Raw genomic sequence first — 24,564 nt, forward strand, 5'->3', positions numbered from 1 at the left:
ATGAACAGAAAATCAACAAAACACGAACAATAATATTAATAAAATCATAATACGTTCGTTATACCTAATAGAATTCCCATATTTTCTTTCCATCATTCAGCCAATACGCCCTGCACATAAAAAACCCCGCCTTCGAATAAGGCAGGGTGATCATGCTCCTGGCGGGACGGCTGAATCATCGAACCGTTTCTCCAGGTTAACGAATTTATTGTATTCCTTGACGAACGCCAGCTGGACGGTGCCGACAGGGCCGTTACGCTGCTTGGCAATGATAATTTCTATAATATTCTTATTCTCTGATTCTTTGTCATAATAATCGTCACGATACAGGAACGCGACAATATCGGCGTCCTGCTCGATACTTCCGGATTCACGAATATCAGACATCATCGGGCGCTTATCCTGGCGTTGTTCCACCCCCCGGGATAGCTGGGAAAGCGCTATAACAGGGACCTCTAGCTCCCTCGCCAGCGATTTAAGTGAACGAGAGATTTCCGACACTTCCTGCTGACGGTTCTCGCCAGAGCGGCCGTTCCCTTGGATGAGCTGAAGATAGTCAATCAGAATCATGCCAAGTCCGTGCTCCTGCTTGAGCCTCCGGCATTTTGACCGGATTTCACTGATGCGCACACCAGGGGTATCATCGATGTAAATGCCGGCATTTGACAAGCTTCCCATTGCCATCGTCAGCTTTCCCCAGTCCTCGTCTGTAAGCGACCCTGTCCGCAAGTTCTGCGCGTTAATATTGCCCTCAGCACACAGCATCCTCATGACAAGTTGCTCTGCGCCCATCTCCAGACTGAAGATGGCAACATTCTCCCCTGTCTTCGTAGCGACGTTCTGGGCGATATTAAGCGCAAATGCTGTCTTACCGACGGAAGGACGCGCTGCTACGATGATAAGGTCATTTCGCTGGAAGCCTGCTGTCATCCGGTCTAGCTCGAAAAAGCCGGTGGCAATACCGGTGATATCGCCTACTCGATTATGAAGCAGTTCAATATTATCATAGGCTCTTACAAGTACATCCTTGATATTATGAAACGCTCCGGCATTTTTACGTTGAGCGACTGCAAGGATGTTCTTTTCTGCTTCGCCTAGAAGAGCTTCTACCTCATCCTCGCGTGAATAGCCATCCTGTGCAATCGATGTCGCTGTTCGGATCAATCTGCGAAGAAGGGATTTTTCCTCTACGATCCTCGCATAATACTCTATATTGGCGGCAGTCGGAACAGATGCCGCGAGCTCGCTCAAATAGCTGACACCCCCGGTATCTTCGAGAAGCTTGGCAGCAGCCAGCTCTTCCGTCACTGTAATGAGGTCGACAGCCTTGCCCCGGTCATTCAGGACAAGCATGACATCAAATATCTTCTGGTGTGCCGCCCGGTAGAAATCTTCCGGGATGAGCACTTCCGAAGCGACTGTCAACGCCGATGGTTCAAGAAAAATGGCGCCAAGGACCGCTTGCTCTGCCTCGATATTCTGGGGAGGCATCCGGTCCGCTAATAAGTCGTTCACCCTGCAAACCTCCTTCGATAGAGGGGATTTCTTCTTTATCAAGAAAAAAAGTGATAGGCCAAAGAACCAATCACGTGTTTTTATCTTCATGGGAAACGCGAATGGTGCGTTTCCCTTTTCTATATTCTATCATGTTTGGGTTTTTAAAAGAACTGCCAAATTTTTAGTGCGTTTCAGCAACATGGACTTTCATGATAGCAGTAACTTGAGTGTGAAGCTTGACTGGCACCTTTGTGACACCAAGCGCGCGAATAGCATCATCAAGCTCTATTTTCCTCTTATCGAGCTTAATGCCGTGTTTTTTCGCAAGCGCTTCTGCGATTTGCTTGCTTGTGATAGATCCGAACAATCTGCCGCCTTCACCGGATTTTGCCGTCAGTTCAACAGTCAGATTTTCAATCTTTTCCTTCAAATCTTTCGCCTGCTGCAATTCCTGCTCTGCAAGTTTCTCTTCTTTCTTTTGCTGCCCTTTCAGCGAGCTTACTGCAGCACTAGTTGCTTCTACTGCTAGTCCTTGCTTAAGAAGGAAGTTTTGCGCATAACCGTCTGCAACATTTTTCACATCGCCTTTTTTACCTTTTCCTTTTACGTCCTTTAAGAAGATAACTTTCATTCTTTTATTCTCCCTTCTAAATATTCATCAATAGCACCTTGGAGCATGCTTTCTGCTTCTTCCATGGAAACTTCGGAAAGCTGGGTTGCTGCATTGGTCAAGTGACCGCCGCCATTCAAGTTCTCCATAATCACCTGGACATTTACTTCACCAAGCGACCTTGCGCTGATGCCAATGAGTCCATCGCCGCGCTTGGATATCACAAATGAAGCAGTGACACCATCCATTGTGAGCAACGTATCCGCCGACTGGGCAATGAGCACCTGATCGCATGTTTGGCTGTCATCCGCCTTTGCAATGACAATACCCTCCTGGTAAAAATAAACATTTTCAATAATTTTGGCCCGCTTGATATATGACTTGATGTCTTCCTTTAAAAATTTCTGGACAAGAACAGTATCTGCCCCGTGGCTTCTGAGGTAAGATGCGGCATCAAAGGTCCGCGAACCTGTTCGAAGCGTGAAGCTCTTCGTATCAACGATGATGCCGGCAAGAAGCGCGGTCGCCTCAAGCATTTGAATCTTGCCGTTTTTCGGCTGGTATTCCAGCAGCTCTGTCACAAGTTCGGCTGTCGAAGAAGCATACGGCTCCATATAGACAAGCATTGGATTTTTGATGAACTCTTCGCCTCGACGGTGATGGTCAATGACAATTACTTTCTCGATTCGGTTCAACAATCTTTCATCAAAAACAAGGGAAGGCTTATGCGTATCCACAACAACGAGCAAGGTGCCATCAGTCGAAAGCTCATATGCTTGTTCTGGTGTGATGAAGCGAGCATAAAGTGCTTCATTCGTCCGGATTTCATCCATCATGCGGCGGACACCTGTCTCCGCTTCATTTTTATTATAAACGATATAGCCTTCCCGTTTGTTCATTTGCGCCACTTTTAAAATTCCGATACACGATCCGATCGCATCCATATCTGGATTCTTGTGGCCCATGATGATGACCTTGTCGCTTTCTGTAATGAGTTCCTTCAAGGCATGAGAGATGACCCTTGCCCGCACTCTTGTGCGTTTCTCGACAGGGTTTGTCTTGCCGCCGTAGAACTTGACCTTGCCGTTCGGCTGTTTGATGGCCACTTGGTCTCCTCCTCGCCCTAGCGCAAGGTCCAGACTGGATTGTGCCTGTGTGCCAAGCTCCGGCAGCGAAGAGAGACCTGTACCGACACCAATGCTAAGCGTTAGTGGGACATTTTGCTTGGAGGTAGTTTCTCTCACCTCATCAAGAATAGTAAATTTCCCTTTTTCCAATATGCTTAAGATGCTTTCGTTGAAAATGCCGATATAGCGTTCCGAAGAAACCCTCTTCAGGAACACACCGTTATTCGTCGCCCACTTGTTCAAAATGGATGTGACAAGATTATTGAGATTGCTTCTCGTTTGATCATCCATTCCTTGTGTAAGATCATCATAGTTATCAAGATAAATGATTGAAATGACTGTTCGCTCATCGTTATACATTTTTTCAATTTCCGTCTGCTCGGTAACATCAAAAAAGTAAAGAAGACGCTCTTCCGTCTTATGGATTACCCGAAATTTTCGATCATGAAGCGAGATTACTTCTGACTCCACCTCTTGCTTCACAAGCGGAACGATTTCCTCCGCGACATCGTATAGCGATCTTCCAACAAGCGTATCCTCCTGAAAGCAGGAGGCCATGAATGGGTTGGTCCATTCAATATAGTAGTCATCATTGATCAGCATGATGCCAATTGGCATTTCCATCAAAGCTTCTTCTCCCACCTTCTTGACACGGTAGGATAATGTGGAAATGTAGTCTTCCGTTTCTTTCCTGAGCTTGAAGTTTGCTTGAAACAAAAAATAAATCAGGATAGCAGTAAAGACAAATCCTATTGCTCCTAGCAAAAGGTTATAGTAAGACAGCGCACCCAATAGGAACAGGGTGATAGCCATCAAACCATACATAGGATAACGTATTTGCCGCTTTTCCAAATATGAAGGCATTTACTCAGCTCCCAGTGCAGTTATTTCTGATTATTGCTTCCTAGCCGTTTCCTCAAATCGAAACCTAAATCAATTATACCTAATATCCTGATGATATATAAAATAATTGGAAACATCAGCGTCAGAGCAACACCGATAATAGCTAAAGCCTTAGGGTAGCCTTTCTGATAAACGATATAAAACAGGAAGGATAGCCCTTGGACCACCATGAGGATCTGTAGGATAAACAGAAGGTTGGTAATCACTGCGAACCAGTATGTCCCTTCTGCAGGATGAAAAAACATGGATACAATCATTGCCAGGAAGTAATACAAGAGTACGCTTTTTGGCAGCGAAAGTTCTCTGAACGGTTTCGCTTTGCTGATTGAGATGCCAAACCTCTTCAGAATTGGGAAATTAATAAGTTGGAGCAGAAAAACAAAGGCGAACGAAAAAATAACAAACATGCTTGGAATCAAGACTGTCATCATTTTGGTGCTTTCTCGCCATTGCTTAACAAATCTTTCGTCTGCTGGCTGCCCTAAACTCTCAAGCAGCTTGACAGACATATCAACCGACTCCTCTAGCGTCTGCGTCATTTGACCAATAAAATCTATTTGAAAAAATTTGACGAATACTCCATACATCCCAATGAGACTGAAGAGGAACAATAGCGATCCTGCCATGAAAGTGACAAAGCGGCTTTGCTTATTCTTTATGGCTAATCCAATGGCCAGTCCGGGCAATCCAAACATAATTACTAAAGGAAGGGATGTAACCGTTCCAATAATAAAACCGACAAACAATGCTGCCACAAAAAAAAGACCGGTATATTTAAGATTATTCCTGGCAGAGTAGAGCATGAATGGGAACGGAACAAAAAACATCGTAATCCCGCCAAGAACAGGAATGAACTGCGTGATGAATAACAGCACACCAAACACTGCTAGCAAGGCAGCTCCTTCGGTTAAACGATATGTATTTTTCACTCTTCCACCTCTTTCAGACGGCGCATGGCCCAAAAACCTTTTAAAGCCATTTTAACGAGTACAACACCGACATTCAACAGTTGTAACTTGCTTAAAATATGATAAAAGGCAGCGGGGTTTCCCACTGCCTTTTATAAGCCGTTGCTTTATTATTCGCCTGATACGTATGGCAACAAAGCCATTTGACGTGCACGTTTGATTGCAACTGTCAGTCTGCGCTGATATTTCGCGCTAGTACCAGTCACACGGCGTGGTAAAATTTTACCGCGCTCAGAGATGAATTTTTTAAGAAGATCAGTATCTTTATAATCGATACGAGTGATTCCGTTTGCTGTAAAATAGCAAACTTTGCGGCGTTTTGCACGTCCGCCTCTGCGTCCTCCACCTGCCATGATAGATTCCCTCCTAACATATTTTAATTATATCGTTCCGATCATATATGATTTAGAATGGAAGATCATCATCCGAGATGTCGATTTGGCCGCCACCTGCGAATGGGTCTTCATCCACCCGGGTATACCCCTGGTTTTGGTTCTGGTTCTGGTTCTGGCGTTGATTCTGATTTCCAAACGGGAAATCCTGTCCACCTTGGCGGGATGGCTGCTGCTGCGACCGATCCATGCCTTGGCCTCCTTGTCCTTTCGGCTCAAGGAATTGTACGCTCTCAGCAAGGATCTCCGTTACATAGACACGCTTTCCGTCCTGTCCTTCGTAACTGCGAGTTTGTACACGCCCATCAACACCGGCAAGGCTTCCTTTCTTAAGGAAGTTTGCAACGTTTTCAGCTGGTCTGCGCCAAACAACACAATTAATGAAGTCAGCTTCCCTCTCCCCCTGCTGGTTCGTAAACGGACGGTTTACGGCAAGGGTGAAAGATGCAACTGCAACGCCATTTGGCGTATAGCGTAGATCCGGATCCTTCGTCAAGCGGCCAACAAGAACGACACGGTTCATCATCAGAATCAACTCCTTCCTTCCAGCGATGTTCCACGTGGAACAATCAGTCCTGAAAGTTTCTATTTCAAATGTTCTTACTCTTCTTCTTTGATAACCATATGGCGAATGATATCTTCGTTGATTTTCGCTAGGCGGGAGAACTCTTCTACCGCTGCAGGTTCTGCATTAACGCGAACTAGCTGGTAGTAGCCATCACGGAAATCATTGATTTCATAAGCAAGGCGGCGTTTGCCCCAATCCTTTGCTTCTACAATCTCCGATCCATTATCTGTTAGAATGCCAGCAAAACGCTCAACAAGAGCCTTTTTCGCCTCATCTTCAATATTTGGTCGGATGATGTACATGATTTCGTACTTTCTCATCACTGTCACCTCCTTTTGGTCTGACGGCCCTATATGGGCAAGGAGCAATTATTCATTACTCACAATATGAAAGTATATCATAGACAATAGGAGAAAGCAATTCAAGATAAAACAAGCATTTAAAATTATTATACTTTCCTTAAATAAAACACTAACATATGTTCGTGTTTTTGTCCATTTTAAAGCATCAGAAAAAAACCGCCCCAGCATTGGAGCGGCATACGTCCTAGACATTAAAACGGAAGTGGATGATGTCTCCATCCTTCACTTCGTATTCTTTGCCTTCCAGCCTTACTTTTCCTGCCTCTTTCGCAGCACCCATCGAGCCAGCAGCCAATAGGTCATCATAGGATACTGTTTCTGCCCGAATAAATCCTCTTTCAAAGTCGGAGTGAATAATACCCGCACACTGTGGAGCCTTCATTCCTTGGCGGAAGGTCCATGCACGTACTTCCTGTACGCCTGCCGTAAAATAAGTGGCAAGGCCAAGGAGGCTGTACGTAGCACGAATAAGCTGATCAAGACCGGATTCCTCGATTCCAAGCTCTGAGAGGAACATTTCTTTTTCTTCACCGTCTAGTTCAGAGATCTCTTCTTCAATCTTCGCACAGACAACAATCACTTCTGCATTGTCCTTCGCAGCGAATTCACGTACTTGCTGTACATACTCGTTGACAGAAGGATCAGCAATATCATCTTCGCTGACATTTGCTACATAGAGCATCGGCTTCGTTGTCAAAAGATGAAGATGCTTCGCTATCTTTGCTTCCTCTTCCGTAAATTCAACAGCCCTAGCAGGTTTTTCATTTTCAAGGGCTTCCTTCAGCTTCTCAAGCACAGGAAACTCCGCCATTGCTTCCTTATCCTTTTGCTTTGCCATTTTTCCGACTCTGCCAATACGTTTCTCGACAGACTCTAAGTCAGCAAGAATCAATTCAAGGTTAATTACTTCGATATCATCGATTGGGTTTACTTTTCCGGAAACGTGGGTAATGTTATCGTCCGCAAAACAACGAACAACCTGGCAGATTGCATCCACTTCACGAATATGAGAGAGGAACTTATTCCCTAGGCCTTCCCCTTTGCTAGCTCCTTTAACAATTCCTGCGATATCTGTAAATTCAAATGCTGTTGGAACTGTCTTTTTCGGCTGAACGAGCTCCGTCAGTTTCGTCAAACGGTGATCGGGAACTTCTACGATTCCAACGTTCGGGTCGATCGTACAGAACGGATAGTTGGCAGATTCTGCTCCTGCCTGGGTAATTGCATTAAACAATGTCGACTTTCCTACATTCGGTAGTCCGACAATACCAGCTGTCAAAGCCATCCTTGTCACTCCTCAGGATTAATGTATTATCTATTTTCACATGTAAATAGCTATTTTTTCCTCTCACAATTATAGTGAGTGTCTGGCGAAAACACAAGCTGTCCACGCTGAGGCCAAATAAAAAGGCTCCCTGCTGTAGCTTATGCTCTTTTCTGCTTCAGACGCTTCGCTTTCCATGAGAAGTGCGTTGCGCCTCTGCGAACACTCTAGCAGATTTTTTCGAGATTCACTAGGCAGTCGTACAGCGTGCTGCCCATTCCGTTGTCACTTTCAAGATCTGGCGTTAGAACATTGACCGTCCCACCGAATCGCCGGCTTAAGCCTTCATCGATATTGATAGTGTTTGGATGAGCCTGTTTGAGGATCGATGCTATCCCTTCCAGCTCTCCTCTGCTGTTCCATACTCGGACGCTGTCTCCATCTTTTATATCTTTCTTCGCGGCAATGTCAACTGAAATTTCGACTTTCACATAAGGCAACTGCGGGAGTAGATGGTAATGCTGCGAATGATTCGAGCGCATTGGGTGGATGCTGAGAAGATTGTAAGGATACATTGTAGCGATACTTTCCTCCCGCCATTTCGTCTCATTTGGAAGCAGACTCTCAGCGCCTCCTTCTCCTTGATAAAACTCAAACTTCCCGCTTTCCGTTTTGAACTCGTGATCATGCCATGGCACTCGGTCCACTGGAAGCTCTGCGAATTTCTCCTGCCTTAACCTTTCAAGGCTGATTCCACGCTTTTGTAGTGGCCCAACGCCCATTTTAATGAGCTCTTCTCTTGAAAAAGAAAAATCATTTTCAAAACCAAGCCGTTTTGCTAATTCTCCCCAAATCCAAGCGTCTGTCTTTGCTTCTCCTGGTGGATTAACAAGCTTGGGTCCGTGGTTCACGTAATGATGGTACATGGAGGAATAATAAATGTCCTCTGTTTCAAAAGCTGCTGCAATAGGGAGAACATAATGGGCAAGCTTTGCTGTATCAGTTAAAAAAGAATCTGCCACAACGAGCATTTCAAGCGAGGAGAATGCTTTTTCAGCTCTGCTCGAATTCGGTAGCTGTGTGAGCGGATTTCCGCAGGTTACGAAGGCCATTTTGATTTCAGGGTCCTTCGCCTGCAACATCATTTCGGCCTGTTTCATCATCGTGAACGTTCTATGGGCCTTCTTGCGGTGTGGCAGTGTAATCCCCTCGTAATGAAAACTTTGCCCGACCTGCCGATTCGCATAGTTTGCACCGCCTCCCGCAATGCCGACATTTCCGCTCGCAGCCACAACCGCATCAATCATCCGGATGGTGCTCCCGCCATTGTGATAACGCTGCATTCCCAGCCCTATCAATGTAGAAACAGGGCGGTTTCCGTATAGCTTCGCGAGCATCGTGATGCTCTTCTGTGGAACTTCCGTCATATTGCTTATCGATTCTAGAGTAATGCTTTCGAGAAGCTTCCGAAGCTCTTCGAAACCTTGCGAACACTCAGAAAGGAATTTTTTGTCCTCGAGGTGTAGCCGAAGGAGCTCCTTCAAGATTCCCGCTGCAAGCAATCCGTCGAAGCCCGGCTTGACCGTAATATATTCATCCGCGATTTTTGCAGTAGCATTGGCAATTGGATCGATTACAACAAGCTTTGCACCCCGGCCTTTTGCCTCTATCAATGTTTCGTATAGGTGCATATTCGTCCTCGCGACATTCCTGCCCCAGACGATGATGCTCCTGCTCTCGAAAAGTTCTCCTGGAGCATGGCTGTATGCATCACCAAAATCCTGACATTGCGCCTCGATTCCTGCTCCCCAGCAAATGGAGCCGATAAGCTCCGTAACCCCTCCGAAACAGTTGAAAAAGCGGCTGTCAAGATTAGTGAGGAACCCCGCGTTTGCATAGTCATGGCTGTGGAGGATGGAAAGAGATCCATACTGCTGTTTATACCGTTTCATCTCTGCTGCAATTTCATCTAGTGCATCTTCCCACGAGATACGCTCAAAACTGCCGTTCACACGCTTTAAAGGATAGCGGAGCCTCTCTGGAGAATTCACCCTCTGCTCAAGCATCCTGCCTCTGCCACAGATTTTCCCTTTTGTAATCGGGTGTTCCTCATCACCTTCCACCTTCGTTACCTTTCCGCCTTCTACCTCTACCTTTAAACCGCAGCTGTCCCAGCAGTTCAGCGGGCAAGCTGAATGAAATACTTCTGCCATATTCATCCCCCTGACGTGAAAAAAAGAAGCAGGAATCAGTCCTGCCTCTCGAGAATTTTTTTGACTTTACGCGTGAATTCTTTTCTAGGAATCATGACGCTGTGACCGCAGCCCTCACATTTAATGCGGATATCCATCCCAAGCCTGATCACTTTCCAGCGGTTCGTCCCGCATGGATGGGCTTTCTTCATTTCGACCACGTCGTTCAACTGAAATTCCTTCTGCTCCACATTCGTTACCTCCAAATTGCCAATTGTATTATTGATTACCAGCACTCTTCTCCTGCCTTGTATACATGACCATATGCGGGTACGGAATTTCAATACCATGCTCATCAAGGGTATGCTTAATCTCTTTCCGGAGCTCCCTACCAATGTAAAAATGCTGCATTGGCAGCGTCTCTGCCACAATCCTCAACAATATTTCAGAGGAACCAAAGTTTTGGACGCCAAGCAGTTCTGGCGGCTTCACCAACTCCTCATACTTTTCAGGGAGCTTTTCGAGAAGCTCCTGTAAAACTTTTTCTGTATAATCTATGTCACTATTATAAGATACACCAATATCGAGTACTGCTACGCTGTTATAAAGGGAGAAATTTGTAACTTCGACAATGCTCCCATTCGGAATGATATGAAGTTCCCCCGTAAACGTTTTTATTTTTGTCGTTCTCAGTCCGATTTCTTCCACTGTACCCTCAAATTGGCCAATTCTTACAAAATCCCCTACGGAGAATTGATCTTCAAAAATGATGAAGAAACCTGTAATGACATCCTTCACGAGGCTTTGGGCACCGAAACCGACGGCTAGGCCTACAATTCCCGCACCAGCGAGCATTGCTTTCACGTCAATGCTCAAGATAGTCAAGATAGTGATGATGGAAATAAAATACACCGCGTAGGTGAGAGTATTCTCCAATAGTTTAACAAGCGTTGCTTCCCGGCGTTCCGATACAAGAACGAGCGGTGCTTTTGTCCTCATTTTGAAAAAATTGCGGATAGCAACTTTCCCGATTTTAATAACGAGTCCTGCAAGAATCATAATAAGAACTATTTTCAAAGCTCCTACACCGATAGAAGTCCAAAGCTTATCATCCGTAACGGTTTCTGTAACTGCTTTTATAGATTTTTCGGTATCCGTCATTGTCTCACCTGCCATAATCAAATAAACCGATTTATTTTATCAAGTTTTATAATTAAGAGAAAAGCCAAAAAATGTTGGAATCTCTATGAAGACCATTGTAACATCATGAGCTTGTTCCATGCAGAAATTTTGCCTGATAAAATCATGCTTTTGCAGGGAAAAGATACCCGTTTAATTCTTTCTCTTTTCAGGTATGTATAGATTACAAAAATTTTCCGTATACTGATACTACAAAATTGAAGGAGTGGAGCCAATGAATCTTAAATCTCATTTTTTTGATAAAAAAAGCCCCGGAACAAAGATTGACCACGAAGAGGAGCAGGCCGAAGGAAAAATTGCCGAAAGCCTCCTTTCTTGCTTGCCTGCGATAACAAGTCGGCCAATTGTTTTTGTCTGCATTGGGACAGACAGGTCAACGGGCGATTCATTGGGTCCGCTTGTCGGCACATTGTTAAAGGATCAGGATATTTCCCCCTTCCATGTATACGGAACGTTGGATGATCCCATCCATGCTGTCAACCTTTCCGACAAGCTTGCGGAAATAGAAAAGAAACATTTGAACGCATATATCATCGGCATAGATGCTTGCTTGGGACGCATGAAAAATGTCGGCAGCATCACAATTGCAGCAGGGCCGGTTAAGCCGGGGGCAGGGGTCAACAAAGAATTACCGGAGGTTGGCGAAGCTCACATAACTGGAATTGTGAACGTAAGCGGCTTCATGGAGTTTTTTGTCCTCCAAAATACAAGATTAAATCTCGTATTGAACATGGCGAAAGCTATTGCAGGCGGAATCGTGAATGCGAGCAAAAACCCTCCCGCGAAAGCAAGCTTCTCAACACTGCAGTGGGATTATAAGCAGGGGCAAATGCATTAAAGCATACAGCACCACTGTTAAAAAATAAAAAGGTATCCATTGATTAGTTTTGATGATTTGGCATACCTTTTTGTGCTCGGGGGATGGGTTGGATTGGGTTGAATTGGGTTGGTAGTGTCATAATGCGGTTAGGTTGCTATGCTTGGGGGCGGGATATTTTTACATTTATTATAAAAATAGTAATATAGTTCCAGCGACTGTAGATAAATCTTCGTTTACCGTAGATAATTTATCATTTACCGTAGATAAATGACTGCTTACCGTAGATAAATCGAACTTTACCGTAGATAACTAGTTTTCAGGAAGAAATCATGCTTTGTGTGATCGATTACACATTTGAAATTATCACGTTTTCTGCAAAATCTTCGTTAAAATGCTCCTTTTCCTTTAGTCTTGTTCAATTTAAATATAAAGAATAGTTTAATTAAAAGATGTTCGCTATAAAAGAGAAGCCTAAAAACTAAATTCACCACGATTCTCATCGAGTTTGACTGCAACTTAAAAAGAGGACTTCTTTAAAAATACAAATCATAGCAATAGATTCCAAACACAATCATTGCTGTAACAGCGATGCCCGGGAGCATGTTGGCAACGCGGATTTTTGTCAGTCCGACCAAGTTCAACCCAAGGGCGAAAATCATCAATCCGCCAGTCGCAGTGAGCTCAAGGATGAAGCTGTCCATCAATTCCTTCGGGATAAAACGATCAATTTGCGTTGCAAATATCGCAATCGTTCCTTCATAGAGGATAACTGGCACTGCTGAGAAAATAACTCCAATTCCAAGCGTTGTCGCCAGAACGAGGGCAGTGAAGCCATCAATCACTGCTTTTGTATAAAGGACATCATGATCTCCACGTATACCGCTATCCAATGCTCCGATGATAGCCATGGCACCGATGACAAAAATGAGCGTTGCTGTTACAAATCCTTGGGATATGCTTCCAGTTTCACTTGATCCTACCTTTCTCTCAATCCAGTTTCCCGTGGCATTCAACCTTTCCTCTAACTGAAAATATTCCCCGATAGCAGATCCTGCCACAAGGCTCAGAATCACAATAAGGTAATTCTCACTTTTGAAGCCCATCTGAAGACCAAGCACAATTACGGACAGGCCGATTCCGTACAGGATAGTGGTCCGCATGTTTTCCGGAATGCGATGAAGGAACCTCCCTATAACTGTCCCAATAACAATCAATATACCATTTACTATTGTGCCTAATAGAAACATTCAACTTCACCTGCTGCTGATTATTTCGAATTCAAAAATTCAATAATCATACGTTAACATGAACTTGCCCCTTTTTCCATAAGAAAAAAAGCTTTCCGTATGGCAAGCCTCCATTAGAAAAATCCCCTATTTTATAGAAATAGGGGATACAATATATATTCTTTAACTCCTATATATCAGAGAATATAAAGCTATCATTTCTGTTCATCAAGGATTTCCAGTATTCTGTCCAGATCTTCCTTTGAAAAGAACTCTATTTCTATTTTCCCTTTATTTTTCGCCGTCTTGATCTTGACCGTTGTACCGAAACGTTCCCGCAAAGTATGCTCACGCTCCCGGATAAAGACATCCTTTTCCGGTTTTGCTTTCTTTGTTTCACGTGGAACATTCTCATTGTATCTTTGGATTAACTGTTCGAGCTGGCGGACATTCAGCGCTTCCTTTACCGTCCTATCAGCAAGTTCGGTCAATTTCTCTTTCCTTCTTAAACCAAGCAACGCACGGCCATGACCCATGGTGATTTTCCCTTCGGAAATCAGTTTCTGGATTGCCGGTGGGAGTGATAACAGACGAATATGGTTAGCGATATGTGGCCTGCTTTTTCCTAAGCGTTTCGCCAGTTCCTCTTGGGTAATCCCCAGCTTTTCCATCAGCATCTGATACGCGGCACCCTCCTCAACGGGATTCAAATCCTCCCGCTGCAAGTTCTCGAGCAGTGCAAGCTCCATCATTTGCTGTTCGCTGAAGCTTCGCACCACTGCGGGGACTGTTTCCAGGCCAGCTTCTTTTGCAGCACGGAACCGTCTTTCACCAGCAAGAATTTCATAACCCTTGATGCTCTTCCGGACAATAATGGGCTGCAGTATACCGTGTTCCTTAATGGAGAGCTTAAGCTCTTCAATGGAATCTTTCTGAAATTCTTTTCGCGGCTGATAAGGGTTTGGACGAATCTCCTTCAGTCGGATTTCCTGTATTTCTTCCTTTTCCGCTTCCATGCTAAAAAAAGCATTCAATCCTTTTCCCAATCCTTTAGCCATTCGCAGCCACTTCCTTTGCAAGATCTAAATAAACCTCTGCTCCACGGGACTTTGGATCGTAAATGATGATCGGCTCTCCATGGCTTGGAGCTTCACTAAGCCTGATATTGCGAGGGATAATGGTTCTATAAACCTTGTCCTGAAAGTACTTTTTCACTTCCTCGATGACTTGAATACCGAGGTTTGTCCGAGCATCCAGCATCGTCAAAAGCACACCTTCAATTTTCAAATCATGGTTCAAATGTTTTTGCACAAGCCTTACTGTATTCAATAGCTGGCTAAGGCCCTCGAGAGCGTAATACTCGCATTGCACAGGAATCAGAACAGCATCTGAAGCAGTGAGGGCATTGATGGTGAGAAGACCGAGCGATGGAGGGCAATCGATCAAGATATAATCAAAATCATCTTTCACTTCCTCCAAGGCGCGTTTCAGTCTCACTTCCCGGGAAATAGTCGGTACTAATTCTATTTCCGCCCCTGCAAGCTGAATCGTTGCCGGGATGATATAAAGGTTTTCCACAGAGGCTGCATGAATGACCTTTTTAGCCTCCACATCATCAACAAGCACGTCATAAATGCACTTGTCCACATCCGCTTTATCGATCCCTACTCCACTCGTCGCATTGCCTTGTGGATCCGTGTCGACAAGCAGCACTCTTTTTCCTATGTATGCTAAGCAGGCGCCCAGGTTGACCGATGTCGTTGTCTTGCCGACACCGCCTTTCTGGTTAGCAATCGCAATGATTTTGCCCACAATACCACCTACCTTTTAAACCCTTTTCTGATAAAAACAATCTGTAACCTATTTTAGCAGATATTTTATAAGAGAATGGCATTTTTCAAAAAAAGACATAAACTAGCAAACTAGCAGAAATACAAAAATGAGGAACAGATAGCTCTGTCCCCCTGAAATTATTTCTTCTTAGGAATTCGGATTGTAATTTGGTAAAAATCTTCGAGATCCTCTTCTTCCGCATTAAGACTGATGCCTGAATCAGATACCATAGAGAGAGACTGGCGGATGGTGTTGACCGCAATCCGCATGTCCTTGCTGAAAGCCTTGCGCTTTGGCTTTGGCTTCTTGTCTCCTGACGAAAGCATTTTGACGACTCTTTCCTCCGTCTGCTTCACATTCAATGACTTTTCAATGATTTCGCCTAGCAGCTGGACTTGCTTCTCATGGTCCTTCAGGACAATCAAGGAGCGCGCATGCCGCTCAGTGATGCTCTTGTTGAGGAGAGCCTCCTGCACTTCTTCCGGGAGCTTCAGCAGCCGAAGCTTGTTTGCAACAGTCGACTGCCCCTTGCCAAGGCGCTGGGCTAGCGCTTCCTGCGTCAAATCATGGATTTCAAGCAATTTTCCGTAAGCAATTGCTTCTTCAATCGGTGAAAGTTCTTCCCTTTGAAGGTTCTCTATCAAAGCGACCGAAGCCGTCTCCGTATCGTTAAGATTCTTGATAATTGCCGGGACTTCTTCCCACCCAAGGCTTTTCATCGCCCTCCAGCGCCGTTCACCTGCTATAATTTCATACTTGCCTTGTTCAAATTCCCTGAGAACAATCGGCTGGATGACACCATGCGTGCGAATTGTTCTGGCAAGCTCTTCAATTTTTTCATCGTCAAAGACCGTCCTTGGCTGGAAACGGTTTGGGACGATATCATGTATCGGAATCTTCCTGATCTCTTCATTTTCAGTCGATTTATCTGATTCTAGCGGTACTTCCTTTTCTCCCAGACCAAAAAAGCGCGAAAAAGAAGGCTTCATTCCCCTGCACCACCTTTATGAAACTCCCTGTTAACTATTCTTTCTATGAATGGCCAATTCCTGCCTGCAGTCCCATTATACCTCAATTTTCGCAATCGAAGTAGCTTATTCGATTGGGTTCTTGTTTGGCGTACCCGGCTTTCTGGGATACTGCTTCGGTGTTTTCTTATCCTTGGAGATGACCATGATGTTCCGCTCGCTGCCTTCCCCAGGCAGGGAGAAGGCATGAACAGATGCCAAGTTTCCTCCTAAGACAAACACAGCTTTCTTCGCAGCCTGCAGTTCTTCCTCAGCCTGGGCTCCCTTCATCGCAACGAAAGATCCGCCGATTTTTACAAGCGGAAGGCAAAGCTCACTGAGGACGGATAGCCGTGCTACCGCTCTCGCCATGACCACATCGTACTGTTCTCGGTGCTCAGGCTTCTTCCCAAAAGTTTCTGCCCGGTCATGCACAAAGCGTGTCCCTTTAAGGCCCAGCTCGCTTGCTAAATGTTCGAGAAAAGTGATTCGCTTGTTAAGGGAATCAACAATCGTCACCTCGAGGTGTGGAAATGCAATTTTAAGCGGGATACTTGGAAATCCTGCCCCCGCCCCGACGTCACAAATCGAAATTTGCTTTGTGAAATCGAAGTAAAATGCAGCCGAAATGGAGTCATAAAAATGTTTCAAATACACTTCTTCTTCTGCCGTGATTGCGGTGAGGTTCATTTTCTCATTCCATTCGACAAGGGTTTCAAAATAGATTTTGTACTGGTCCATTTGCCCTTCGGAAAGCAGAATTCCTTTTTCGGCTAACGCTGCCTTGAATTGATCTGGATTCATCGGCTGTTCCTTTCTGCATGTTTTGCTTTATTCGTTCGGGATGCGGGCAATCCTGCCTTGTTCAATGTAGACGAGCAGAATCGATATATCTGCAGGATTTACCCCGGAAATCCTTGATGCTTGTGCAATGGAAAGCGGTCTTACCTGCTTCAGCTTCTGACGTGCTTCTGTGGCAATTCCCGTGATAGCATCGTAATCGATATTATCGGGGATTTTCTTATTTTCAAGCTTCTTCAGGCGCTCTACCTGCTGAAGCGATTTTTCAATATAGCCCTCGTACTTAATTTGGATTTCCACTTGCTCGCATACTTCAGGATCAAGCGGAACTTCCGGTGAAGCAAACTTCACCACATGGACGTAGGATACTTCTGGACGCTTTAGAAAATCAGAAGCTCTTACACCGTCCTTCAATTCACTGCCGCCAAGAGATCGTATCAGTTCTTGCATTTCCGCTGTTGGCTTTAGAATAATAGAGTAGAGACGTTTTTTCTCCGCTTCAATCTCAGCTTTTTTCTTCAGGAAGCGATCGTAACGGTCTTCTGAAATAAGTCCAAGCTCGTGTCCCAGTTCGGTAAGACGCAAATCAGCATTATCATGGCGCAAAAGCAGTCGGTATTCTGCCCTTGATGTCAATAGTCGGTATGGTTCATTTGTCCCTTTTGTCACTAAATCATCGACCAATACACCGATGTAAGCATCGGAGCGGCTAATGATTACTTCCTCTTTACCAAGCGCTCTTCTACCAGCATTGATACCCGCCAACAAGCCTTGTCCTGCTGCTTCCTCATAGCCTGAAGTACCATTGATTTGCCCTGCAGTATAAAGATTTTTAATTTTTTTCGTTTCCAAAGTTGGCCATAGCTGTGTTGGCACAATTGCATCGTACTCAATCGCATATCCAGGGCGCATCATGCGGACATTTTCCAGTCCCGGAACGCTTTTTAAAATTTGCTGCTGCACTTCTTCCGGCAAGCTTGTCGATAGTCCTTGTACATAGACTTCCTCTGTGCTGCGGCCCTCTGGCTCGAGGAAAATCTGGTGGCGCGGCTTGTCGTTAAAACGGACGACTTTGTCTTCAATCGATGGGCAGTAACGAGGCCCTGTTCCTTTAATCATTCCAGAGAACATTGGGGAACGATGAAGATTGTCATCAATAATCTGATGCGTTCTTTCGTTCGTATATGTCAGCCAGCATGGAAGCTGGTCGGTGATATATTGAGTTGTTTCATAGGAAAAAGCACGCGGCTCCTCATCGCCAGGCTGGATCTCCGTTTTTGAATAATCGATAGAAGAACCGTGGACGCGCGGCGGCGTCCCTGTCTTAAAGCGAACAAGGTCAAATCCGAGTTCCTCAAGATGCTCCGAAAGCTTGATCGATGGCTGCTGGTTATTCGGTCCGCTGGAATATTTCAATTCACCTAGGATGATTTCTCCACGAAGAAAAGTCCCGGTCGTGATGACGACAGATTTCGCATGATAAACGGCACCGGTCATCGTAATGATTCCCTTCACGCTTCCGTCCTCGACGAGCAGCTGCTCCGCCATGCCCTGAACCATTGTCAGATTCGGCTCATTTTCAAGCGTTTTTTTCATTTCATGCTGATAGCTGAATTTGTCTGCTTGCGCACGCAAAGCGCGGACGGCAGGTCCTTTACCTGTGTTCAGCATCCTCATTTGAATATACGTTTTATCGATATTGCGGCCCATTTCACCGCCAAGCGCATCTATTTCCCTGACCACGATTCCTTTTGCAGGGCCTCCTACTGACGGATTACATGGCATGAATGCGACCATATCAAGATTGATAGTGATTAAGAGCGTTTTTGCTCCCATCCTTGCTGCTGCAAGGCTTGATTCGCAGCCTGCGTGTCCTGCGCCAATGACGATGACGTCATAGCTTCCCGCATCATATTGCATATTGGCTGCCTCCTTCTGTTTCAAAATAGGTTTCTTCCAATGGCGTTGCTGTAATCATTATTTCCCAAGACAGAATTGAGAAAATAGCTGGTCTATTAACGTTTCGTTTACACTGTCTCCAATGACCTCTCCAAGAAGCTCCCATGATCGTGTAAGATCTATTTGAATGATATCAATCGGCGTTCCAGCATGTACTCCGTTGATGGCTTCTTCCATGCTCTTTTTGGCTTGGGTCAAAAGTGCGATATGGCGGCTATTAGAAACATAGGTCATATCCCCTGCTTCAATTTCGCCAGCAAAGAATAGCGAGGCAATTGCTTCCTCGAGTTCATCCACACCGCGGTCTTCTTTCAGAGAGGTTGTCACCATTTTATAAGAACCTGCTAACTCCTTGACTTCTTTAAGATCGAGCTTTTGAGGAAGATCCGTTTTATTGACAATGACGATGACGTCCATCCCTTCTGCCGCTCGGAAGATGTTGCGATCTTCTTTTGAAAGCTCTTCCGAATAGTTCAGAACTAACAGGATTAAATCCGCTTCCTTCAGAACTTGACGCGACCGTTCGACTCCAATTTTTTCGACGATATCTTCCGTTTCCCGGATTCCTGCAGTATCGAGCAGCCTTAATGGCACTCCTCTGACATTTACATATTCTTCAATAACATCTCTTGTCGTACCAGGGATATCTGTAACAATCGCCTTGTTTTCCTGAACAAGGCTGTTTAACAGCGATGACTTTCCAACATTTGGCCGTCCAACAATCACGGTGGCCAGTCCTTCGCGTAAAATTTTTCCCTGCTGGGATGTTTGCAGAAGCTTCCTGATTTCCTCTAGGACGTAGCCTGCTTTTTCAAGGAGCATGCTATGAGTCATTTCCTCAACATCATCATACTCCGGATAATCAATATTCACTTCTATAGTCGCTAGCGTTTCCAGAATCTCTTGGCGCAACTTTCGAATCAGCCGTGATAAGCGCCCTTCCATCTGCCCAAGTGCAACGTTCATTGCTCTGTCTGTTTTCGCCCTGATCAAGTCGATAACAGCTTCTGCCTGTGAAAGGTCAATCCTTCCGTTCAAAAATGCCCGTTTAGTGAACTCGCCTGGTTCCGCAAGCCTTGCTCCTGCATGAAGCACAAGCTGCAGCACCCTGTTTACTGATACAAGGCCGCCGTGGCAGTTGATTTCAATCACATCTTCCTTCGTGAATGTCTTCGGACCTCGCATCAGCGAAACCATGACTTCTTCTGCTACCTGCTGGGTGTCAGGGTCAATGATATGGCCGTAGTGGATTGTATGTGAAGCCACTTCAGCTAGGCGCTTACCGCCCACTCCACGGAACAGCTTGTCCGAAATAGAAATAGCTTCATCCCCGCTCAGCCTTACAATGGCAATCGCTCCCTCTCCCATCGGAGTGGAGATGGCTGCAATTGTATCGAATTCCATCCTTTTCACCTCAATTCAAACAAGAATTTATATATTATAACGAGCCGTCTCGATCTTCAATCTATTAACAAAATTAGAGAATACCACACCGTTCGTTAAAATAACAGCGTGCCTCTCGTGCTTTATCCACAAACACAGAAATAAACATAGTTTATTTTAACTTATCCACATGTGAATAACAATAAAACGAAATTAAAATCGTTTTCTCCACAGAAAAAAATCCGGTGCATAACCGGATTTTTTAATACAAGCTATTTTCTTATTGGCGATATGATGATATGACGGTTAGGCTCATTGCCGTCCGAAAAGGTTTTGATTTTCTTGTTGGCAACAAGCGCAGTATGAATAACTTTCCGCTCGTAGGAAGGCATCGGCTCGAGTGCCACATCTTTACCTGTGCTTACTGCCTTTTCTGCAAGTCGACCAGCCAGCTGAATGAGTGTTTCATTCCTGCGTTCGCGGTATCCTTCAGCATCTAAAAGCACTGTATAAAAAACATCAGAATGCCTATTCATGACAAGCTGGGTCAAATGTTGAAGCGAATTAAGGGTTTGGCCACGTTTTCCAATCAAGAGAGCAATCTTTTCACCGCTCATGATGAAATGCACATGCTTTCCTTCTTGTTTTACCTCTACTTCAATGGGCGCTTCCAACTTTTCACCAATTGCTTTTAAATAATTGACAGCTTCCTCAAACGGATCGATTTTGATTTTAACATTTACGATCGCAGGCCTGGAACCGAAAATTCCGAATAAGCCTTTTTTTCCTTCATCGACCACTTCCGTTTCGACTCGGTCAGCTGTTGTTTCCAACTGGGAAAGTGCTATTTTTACTGCTTCTTCGACAGTTTGTCCTTTAGCAGTTACTTGTTTCACTTCTTTTTTCCTCCCGCATTGCCGGATGCAGCTTGGGCTTTCAGATCCGGACCTTTAATGAAGTAAGTCTGGATAATCATGAAGAGGTTACCGACTACCCAATACAGCGAAAGTGCTGCAGGGAAGTTAATTGCAAATACGACAATCATGATTGGCATTAACCAGAGCATCATGGCCATTTGCGGATTTTGCCCTGCTGTGCCAGCCATCATCATTTTTTGTTGGATAAATGTAGTGATACCAGCCACGATTGGCAGGATATAGTATGGATCCTTTTCGCCAAGATCAAACCATAGGAAGCTGTGTTCAGCAATTTCTCTTGTTCTCGAAATAGCATGGTAAAAACCAATGAGTATTGGCATTTGGACAAATACTGGAAGGCATCCTGCCAGCGGGTTAACCCCATGCTTCTGGAACAGTGCCATTGTTTCCTGCTGCAGCTTTTGCTGTGTCTTCTGGTCTTTTGAGCTGTACTTTTCTTTGAGGCGCTGCATTTCCGGCTGAAGTGCCTGCATTGCCTTCGAGCTTCTCGTCTGCTTGATCATTAATGGAAGAATCGCCAACCGGATTATGAGGGTGACGACAATGATAGACAAGCCGAAGCTTCCCCAAAGGATGTCAGCCATTTTCGTAATAAGCATGGACAGCGGGTAGACGATATACTCGTTCCAGAAGCCTGTGCTCTCAGCAGTGATAGGCTTATTGTACTCGGTACATCCCGTCAATAATGCCATGAGAAAAAGCAGGCCAGCTATTAAAAATAGTCTTCTTTTCAAGCTTATATTCCTCCTGACCGTGATAATTCACGTTAATAGCAATTTTATCGTTTTCATGCAGGCAGAAACAGGCCCTACATGGAGCCAGTCCAATCATGCTGCATTCTCTGACATGTATTTTATCATCTTTTTGCAGAAAGTGCTTTTAAAATCTAATTATAGAAACCTTTTTACTCATTATGAAGCTTTTCCGTCTTTTTCAAAACCCTTGCAACCTTCAGGACATGTTCCAGGCTGTTTTTCACCTCATGCATGCTCATCGTTGCAGCTGGTTTTCTTGCGATGATGACATAGTCATTCCCTTTATATACTCGGTCGTTCAGTTCCAAGAAAGTCTGCCTGATATATCGCTTGACCTGGTTTCTCACAACCGCGTTTCCAATCTTTTTGCTCACTGACAAGCCAACACGGTAATTCTCCTGGCCTTCCTTCTTCAGAACATAAACAACAAATTGACGATTCGCGAAAGAATTTCCTTTTTTAAAAGCTTCCTGAAATTCTTTGTTCTTCTTAATGCGGAGCTCTTTTCTCATTATGATCCACCTTTGTATTCAGCGTTCTTTGAAAAAACTGTTATCACAGTCAAAGAGAAAAAAGACCACTGACAGTTCAGTGGTCTAAGCTGATAATACTTTTCTTCCCTTGCGACGACGGCGAGCAAGAACGTTGCGGCCGTTTGATGAGCTCATGCGGCTACGGAAGCCATGAACTTTGCTATGCTTACGTTTATTTGGTTGATAAGTTCTTTTCATTATATGACACCTCCCTGAGGAATAACTATTACAGACAGTCTTACTAATTATAAGGATGCCCTCCCTTAATTGTCAATAGCAACGGAGATATCCATCCTGGGAAGTTTTTCATGAAGCTATTATCCTTCCATAACCGGCACGAATCTTGATCGTAAAAATTGGGTTCCAACCTTTGTCAGAAGGGATTGTGGACAAAAAACGACAGCTTTTCAATTATCCACAATGCTTATTGACAGCTTTTTCACAGAATCAGAGGCTGTGGACAATTTTTCTCCACACTGTTACACTATTGTGGATAAGATATGGAAAACCATTGCGCCACTTGCAAATTTTTGATATTATATTTGTGTTTTCACTCTTGATAACAATGTACGTTGTTTTGAGTTACCCACAGTTTGTGGATAACCTGTGGACAGGTTGTTCAGCCCTGTATAAAAAGTTTGTCCACAATAGGTGGATATTGTCGAACGTCCCCTATTCTTCCTTATTATATATTTTTCCACATTTATAGTTTCGTATAATTATAAATTCAGGGTTATACAGCTTGTATAACCCCCGGGCTGCCATGGACATTTTTCAAAAAGGGAGGGAAGAACGTTGGAAAATATAGCGGATCTCTGGAACCAAGCCTTGTCCAAGATAGAAAAAAAAATCAGCAAACCAAGTTATGATACTTGGCTGAAGTCGACAAAGGCCCATTCTCTTCAAAGGGACACGCTTACCGTCACTGCTCCGAATGAATTCGCCCGCGACTGGCTGGAAGAACGATATTCCCAGCTGATTACGGAAATTCTCTACGACATTACTGGGGAAGATTTATCGGTGAAATTCATCATTCCGCAGAACCAGCATGACGAGGATGTTGAGTTGCCTCCACCGCCAAGAAAAAGGACGAAGGATGATGACCATCAAGATTTGCCGCTTAATATGCTGAATCCGAAGTACACGTTCGACACGTTTGTCATCGGATCAGGCAACCGGTTCGCACATGCTGCATCTTTGGCGGTGGCAGAAGCACCGGCAAAGGCTTATAATCCGCTGTTCATCTACGGGGGAGTCGGACTGGGAAAAACCCACTTGATGCATGCCATTGGCCACTATGTGAAGGAGCATAATCCATCGGCAAAAGTGGTTTACCTTTCTTCTGAAAAGTTCACAAACGAGTTCATCAACAGTATTCGGGACAATAAAGCTGTTGAGTTCCGGAACAAATACAGGAAAGTCGATGTACTCCTGATTGATGATATTCAATTCCTTGCCGGAAAAGAATCGACGCAGGAGGAATTCTTCCATACTTTCAATACGCTTCATGAAGAAAGCAAGCAAATCATCATATCGAGTGACCGGCCGCCAAAGGAAATTCCGACACTCGAAGATAGGCTCCGCTCCAGGTTTGAATGGGGATTGATCACCGACATCACTCCGCCAGATTTGGAAACTAGAATTGCAATTCTTAGGAAAAAAGCAAAAGCAGAGGGACTTGATATTCCAAACGAGGTGATGCTTTACATAGCAAACCAGATTGATACAAATATCAGGGAACTAGAGGGCGCGTTAATCCGGGTTGTAGCATATTCTTCACTCACCAATAGAGACATCAATGCGGATCTTGCGGCTGAAGCGTTGAAAGACATCATACCGAGTTCAAAGCCAAAGGTCATTACCATTCACGATATCCAGCGGGTAGTGGGACAGAACTTCAATATAAAGCTGGAGGACTTCAAAGCGAAAAAACGGACAAAATCCATCGCTTATCCGAGGCAAATTGCCATGTATCTGTCCCGCGAACTGACGGATTTTTCCCTTCCGAAGATTGGGGAAGAATTCGGAGGCCGCGATCATACGACAGTCATTCATGCCCATGAAAAAATTTCGAAACTCCTTGCGACCGACTCACAGCTTCAAAGGCAGCTGAAAGAAATCAACGAACAATTACGTATATAGGATAATGTGCATAACTTTTGCAAGCTTACACACAGTCTGTCCACATGTGGATAGGCTGTCTTTCCTTTCAACATTGGACTTATC

The 24,564-nt window shown here is 44.6% G+C and carries 24 protein-coding genes; 2 read left to right on the plus strand and 22 right to left on the minus strand.

Annotation, left to right across the window (positions count from 1 at the left end):
• Window positions 1-150: 150 nt before the first annotated feature.
• From dnaB to BQ5796_RS15605, 11 genes are all read right to left on the minus strand, one after another.
• Entirely contained in the window at window positions 151-1,515 is a 1,365-nt protein-coding gene (gene dnaB / locus BQ5796_RS15555; RefSeq protein WP_071461048.1) for a replicative DNA helicase, read from the minus strand.
• 163 nt (window positions 1,516-1,678) lie between these two features.
• A complete protein-coding gene (gene rplI / locus BQ5796_RS15560; RefSeq protein ID WP_071461049.1) occupies window positions 1,679-2,128 on the minus strand; it encodes a 50S ribosomal protein L9 in 450 nt (149 codons plus the stop codon).
• Complete coding sequence (locus tag BQ5796_RS15565) at window positions 2,125-4,098, minus strand: DHH family phosphoesterase (protein WP_071461050.1); 1,974 nt, start codon at window positions 4,096-4,098, stop codon at window positions 2,125-2,127. Before BQ5796_RS15565 ends, rplI begins: the two co-directional genes overlap by 4 nt.
• Window positions 4,099-4,118: 20 nt before the next feature.
• Window positions 4,119-5,066, minus strand: a complete 948-nt coding sequence (locus BQ5796_RS15570) for a YybS family protein (protein ID WP_071461051.1) — start codon at window positions 5,064-5,066, stop codon at window positions 4,119-4,121.
• A 149-nt stretch (window positions 5,067-5,215) separates the two neighbouring features.
• The gene (rpsR, locus tag BQ5796_RS15575; RefSeq protein ID WP_071461052.1) at window positions 5,216-5,458 is read right to left on the minus strand and encodes a 30S ribosomal protein S18; all 243 of its coding nucleotides are present in this window, start codon (window positions 5,456-5,458) and stop codon (window positions 5,216-5,218) included.
• 52 nt (window positions 5,459-5,510) lie between these two features.
• The gene (gene ssb, locus BQ5796_RS15580) at window positions 5,511-6,023 is read right to left on the minus strand and encodes a single-stranded DNA-binding protein (protein WP_071461053.1); all 513 of its coding nucleotides are present in this window, start codon (window positions 6,021-6,023) and stop codon (window positions 5,511-5,513) included.
• 74 nt (window positions 6,024-6,097) lie between these two features.
• Complete coding sequence (gene rpsF, locus BQ5796_RS15585; RefSeq protein ID WP_071461054.1) at window positions 6,098-6,385, minus strand: 30S ribosomal protein S6; 288 nt, start codon at window positions 6,383-6,385, stop codon at window positions 6,098-6,100.
• A 226-nt stretch (window positions 6,386-6,611) separates the two neighbouring features.
• Complete coding sequence (gene ychF, locus BQ5796_RS15590) at window positions 6,612-7,712, minus strand: redox-regulated ATPase YchF (RefSeq protein WP_071461055.1); 1,101 nt, start codon at window positions 7,710-7,712, stop codon at window positions 6,612-6,614.
• A gap of 206 nt (window positions 7,713-7,918) precedes the next feature.
• Window positions 7,919-9,904 carry a molybdopterin-dependent oxidoreductase gene (locus BQ5796_RS15595; RefSeq protein WP_071461056.1) on the minus strand — a complete coding sequence of 662 codons (1,986 nt, stop codon included), beginning with the start codon at window positions 9,902-9,904 and terminating at the stop codon, window positions 7,919-7,921.
• Between the two features lie 35 nt (window positions 9,905-9,939).
• A complete protein-coding gene (locus BQ5796_RS15600; RefSeq protein ID WP_071461332.1) occupies window positions 9,940-10,134 on the minus strand; it encodes a DUF951 domain-containing protein in 195 nt (64 codons plus the stop codon).
• Window positions 10,135-10,162: 28 nt separating this feature from the next.
• Window positions 10,163-11,044, minus strand: a complete 882-nt coding sequence (locus BQ5796_RS15605) for a mechanosensitive ion channel family protein (protein ID WP_071461057.1) — start codon at window positions 11,042-11,044, stop codon at window positions 10,163-10,165.
• Window positions 11,045-11,297: 253 nt separating this feature from the next.
• On the opposite strand from BQ5796_RS15605, the gene yyaC reads away from it, so the two are divergent.
• The gene (gene yyaC / locus BQ5796_RS15610) at window positions 11,298-11,921 is read left to right on the plus strand and encodes a spore protease YyaC (RefSeq protein WP_071461058.1); all 624 of its coding nucleotides are present in this window, start codon (window positions 11,298-11,300) and stop codon (window positions 11,919-11,921) included.
• 515 nt (window positions 11,922-12,436) lie between these two features.
• Here yyaC and BQ5796_RS15615 read toward each other — a convergent pair.
• The 11 genes from BQ5796_RS15615 to rpmH form a co-directional block, all read right to left on the minus strand.
• Window positions 12,437-13,150, minus strand: a complete 714-nt coding sequence (locus BQ5796_RS15615; protein WP_071461059.1) for a DUF554 domain-containing protein — start codon at window positions 13,148-13,150, stop codon at window positions 12,437-12,439.
• A gap of 194 nt (window positions 13,151-13,344) precedes the next feature.
• Window positions 13,345-14,187 (minus strand): ParB/RepB/Spo0J family partition protein, encoded by an 843-nt coding sequence (locus BQ5796_RS15620; RefSeq protein ID WP_071461060.1) that lies wholly within the window; start codon window positions 14,185-14,187, stop codon window positions 13,345-13,347.
• Window positions 14,180-14,941 carry a ParA family protein gene (locus BQ5796_RS15625; protein WP_071461061.1) on the minus strand — a complete coding sequence of 254 codons (762 nt, stop codon included), beginning with the start codon at window positions 14,939-14,941 and terminating at the stop codon, window positions 14,180-14,182. The genes BQ5796_RS15620 and BQ5796_RS15625 overlap by 8 nt, the downstream gene beginning before the upstream one ends.
• Window positions 14,942-15,099: 158 nt before the next feature.
• Window positions 15,100-15,951, minus strand: coding sequence for a nucleoid occlusion protein (noc, locus tag BQ5796_RS15630; RefSeq protein WP_071461062.1), 852 nt, complete (start codon window positions 15,949-15,951; stop codon window positions 15,100-15,102).
• Between the two features lie 105 nt (window positions 15,952-16,056).
• Complete coding sequence (rsmG, locus tag BQ5796_RS15635; RefSeq protein ID WP_071461063.1) at window positions 16,057-16,773, minus strand: 16S rRNA (guanine(527)-N(7))-methyltransferase RsmG; 717 nt, start codon at window positions 16,771-16,773, stop codon at window positions 16,057-16,059.
• 27 nt (window positions 16,774-16,800) lie between these two features.
• The gene (gene mnmG / locus BQ5796_RS15640; RefSeq protein WP_071461064.1) at window positions 16,801-18,690 is read right to left on the minus strand and encodes a tRNA uridine-5-carboxymethylaminomethyl(34) synthesis enzyme MnmG; all 1,890 of its coding nucleotides are present in this window, start codon (window positions 18,688-18,690) and stop codon (window positions 16,801-16,803) included.
• Window positions 18,691-18,747: 57 nt separating this feature from the next.
• A complete protein-coding gene (gene mnmE / locus BQ5796_RS15645) occupies window positions 18,748-20,133 on the minus strand; it encodes a tRNA uridine-5-carboxymethylaminomethyl(34) synthesis GTPase MnmE (RefSeq protein WP_071461065.1) in 1,386 nt (461 codons plus the stop codon).
• 251 nt (window positions 20,134-20,384) lie between these two features.
• Window positions 20,385-21,008, minus strand: coding sequence for an RNA-binding cell elongation regulator Jag/EloR (gene jag / locus BQ5796_RS15650; RefSeq protein ID WP_071461066.1), 624 nt, complete (start codon window positions 21,006-21,008; stop codon window positions 20,385-20,387).
• Window positions 21,005-21,784, minus strand: a complete 780-nt coding sequence (gene spoIIIJ / locus BQ5796_RS15655; RefSeq protein WP_071461067.1) for a YidC family membrane integrase SpoIIIJ — start codon at window positions 21,782-21,784, stop codon at window positions 21,005-21,007. The genes jag and spoIIIJ overlap by 4 nt, the downstream gene beginning before the upstream one ends.
• A gap of 170 nt (window positions 21,785-21,954) precedes the next feature.
• A complete protein-coding gene (rnpA, locus tag BQ5796_RS15660) occupies window positions 21,955-22,317 on the minus strand; it encodes a ribonuclease P protein component (protein WP_071461068.1) in 363 nt (120 codons plus the stop codon).
• An 84-nt stretch (window positions 22,318-22,401) separates the two neighbouring features.
• A complete protein-coding gene (gene rpmH, locus BQ5796_RS17520; protein ID WP_074033983.1) occupies window positions 22,402-22,536 on the minus strand; it encodes a 50S ribosomal protein L34 in 135 nt (44 codons plus the stop codon).
• Between the two features lie 597 nt (window positions 22,537-23,133).
• Between rpmH and dnaA the strand changes: the two genes are divergently transcribed.
• The gene (gene dnaA, locus BQ5796_RS15665; protein WP_071461069.1) at window positions 23,134-24,480 is read left to right on the plus strand and encodes a chromosomal replication initiator protein DnaA; all 1,347 of its coding nucleotides are present in this window, start codon (window positions 23,134-23,136) and stop codon (window positions 24,478-24,480) included.
• Window positions 24,481-24,564: the final 84 nt, after the last annotated feature.

This window comes from Bacillus massilinigeriensis (assembly GCF_900111815.1).
Taxonomy (GTDB): Bacteria; Bacillota; Bacilli; order Bacillales; family Cytobacillaceae; genus Mesobacillus_C; species Mesobacillus_C mediterraneensis.

What these genes read in the sequence shown, in the direction of transcription:
- rplI (WP_071461049.1), bottom strand. Translation starts at nt 2,128, where the DNA reads ATGAAAGTTATCTTCTTAAAGGACGTAAAAGGAAAAGGTAAAAAAGGC.
- rpsR (WP_071461052.1), bottom strand. Translation starts at nt 5,458, where the DNA reads ATGGCAGGTGGAGGACGCAGAGGCGGACGTGCAAAACGCCGCAAAGTT.
- yyaC (WP_071461058.1), top strand. Translation starts at nt 11,298, where the DNA reads ATGAATCTTAAATCTCATTTTTTTGATAAAAAAAGCCCCGGAACAAAG.
- BQ5796_RS15565 (WP_071461050.1), bottom strand. Translation starts at nt 4,098, where the DNA reads ATGCCTTCATATTTGGAAAAGCGGCAAATACGTTATCCTATGTATGGT.
- mnmG (WP_071461064.1), bottom strand. Translation starts at nt 18,690, where the DNA reads ATGCAATATGATGCGGGAAGCTATGACGTCATCGTCATTGGCGCAGGA.
- rsmG (WP_071461063.1), bottom strand. Translation starts at nt 16,773, where the DNA reads ATGAATCCAGATCAATTCAAGGCAGCGTTAGCCGAAAAAGGAATTCTG.
- rpsF (WP_071461054.1), bottom strand. Translation starts at nt 6,385, where the DNA reads ATGAGAAAGTACGAAATCATGTACATCATCCGACCAAATATTGAAGAT.
- BQ5796_RS15595 (WP_071461056.1), bottom strand. Translation starts at nt 9,904, where the DNA reads ATGGCAGAAGTATTTCATTCAGCTTGCCCGCTGAACTGCTGGGACAGC.
- BQ5796_RS15615 (WP_071461059.1), bottom strand. Translation starts at nt 13,150, where the DNA reads ATGTTTCTATTAGGCACAATAGTAAATGGTATATTGATTGTTATTGGG.
- mnmE (WP_071461065.1), bottom strand. Translation starts at nt 20,133, where the DNA reads ATGGAATTCGATACAATTGCAGCCATCTCCACTCCGATGGGAGAGGGA.
- rpmH (WP_074033983.1), bottom strand. Translation starts at nt 22,536, where the DNA reads ATGAAAAGAACTTATCAACCAAATAAACGTAAGCATAGCAAAGTTCAT.
- ychF (WP_071461055.1), bottom strand. Translation starts at nt 7,712, where the DNA reads ATGGCTTTGACAGCTGGTATTGTCGGACTACCGAATGTAGGAAAGTCG.
- ssb (WP_071461053.1), bottom strand. Translation starts at nt 6,023, where the DNA reads ATGATGAACCGTGTCGTTCTTGTTGGCCGCTTGACGAAGGATCCGGAT.
- noc (WP_071461062.1), bottom strand. Translation starts at nt 15,951, where the DNA reads ATGAAGCCTTCTTTTTCGCGCTTTTTTGGTCTGGGAGAAAAGGAAGTA.
- rnpA (WP_071461068.1), bottom strand. Translation starts at nt 22,317, where the DNA reads ATGAGAAAAGAGCTCCGCATTAAGAAGAACAAAGAATTTCAGGAAGCT.
- BQ5796_RS15605 (WP_071461057.1), bottom strand. Translation starts at nt 11,044, where the DNA reads ATGACGGATACCGAAAAATCTATAAAAGCAGTTACAGAAACCGTTACG.
- BQ5796_RS15620 (WP_071461060.1), bottom strand. Translation starts at nt 14,187, where the DNA reads ATGGCTAAAGGATTGGGAAAAGGATTGAATGCTTTTTTTAGCATGGAA.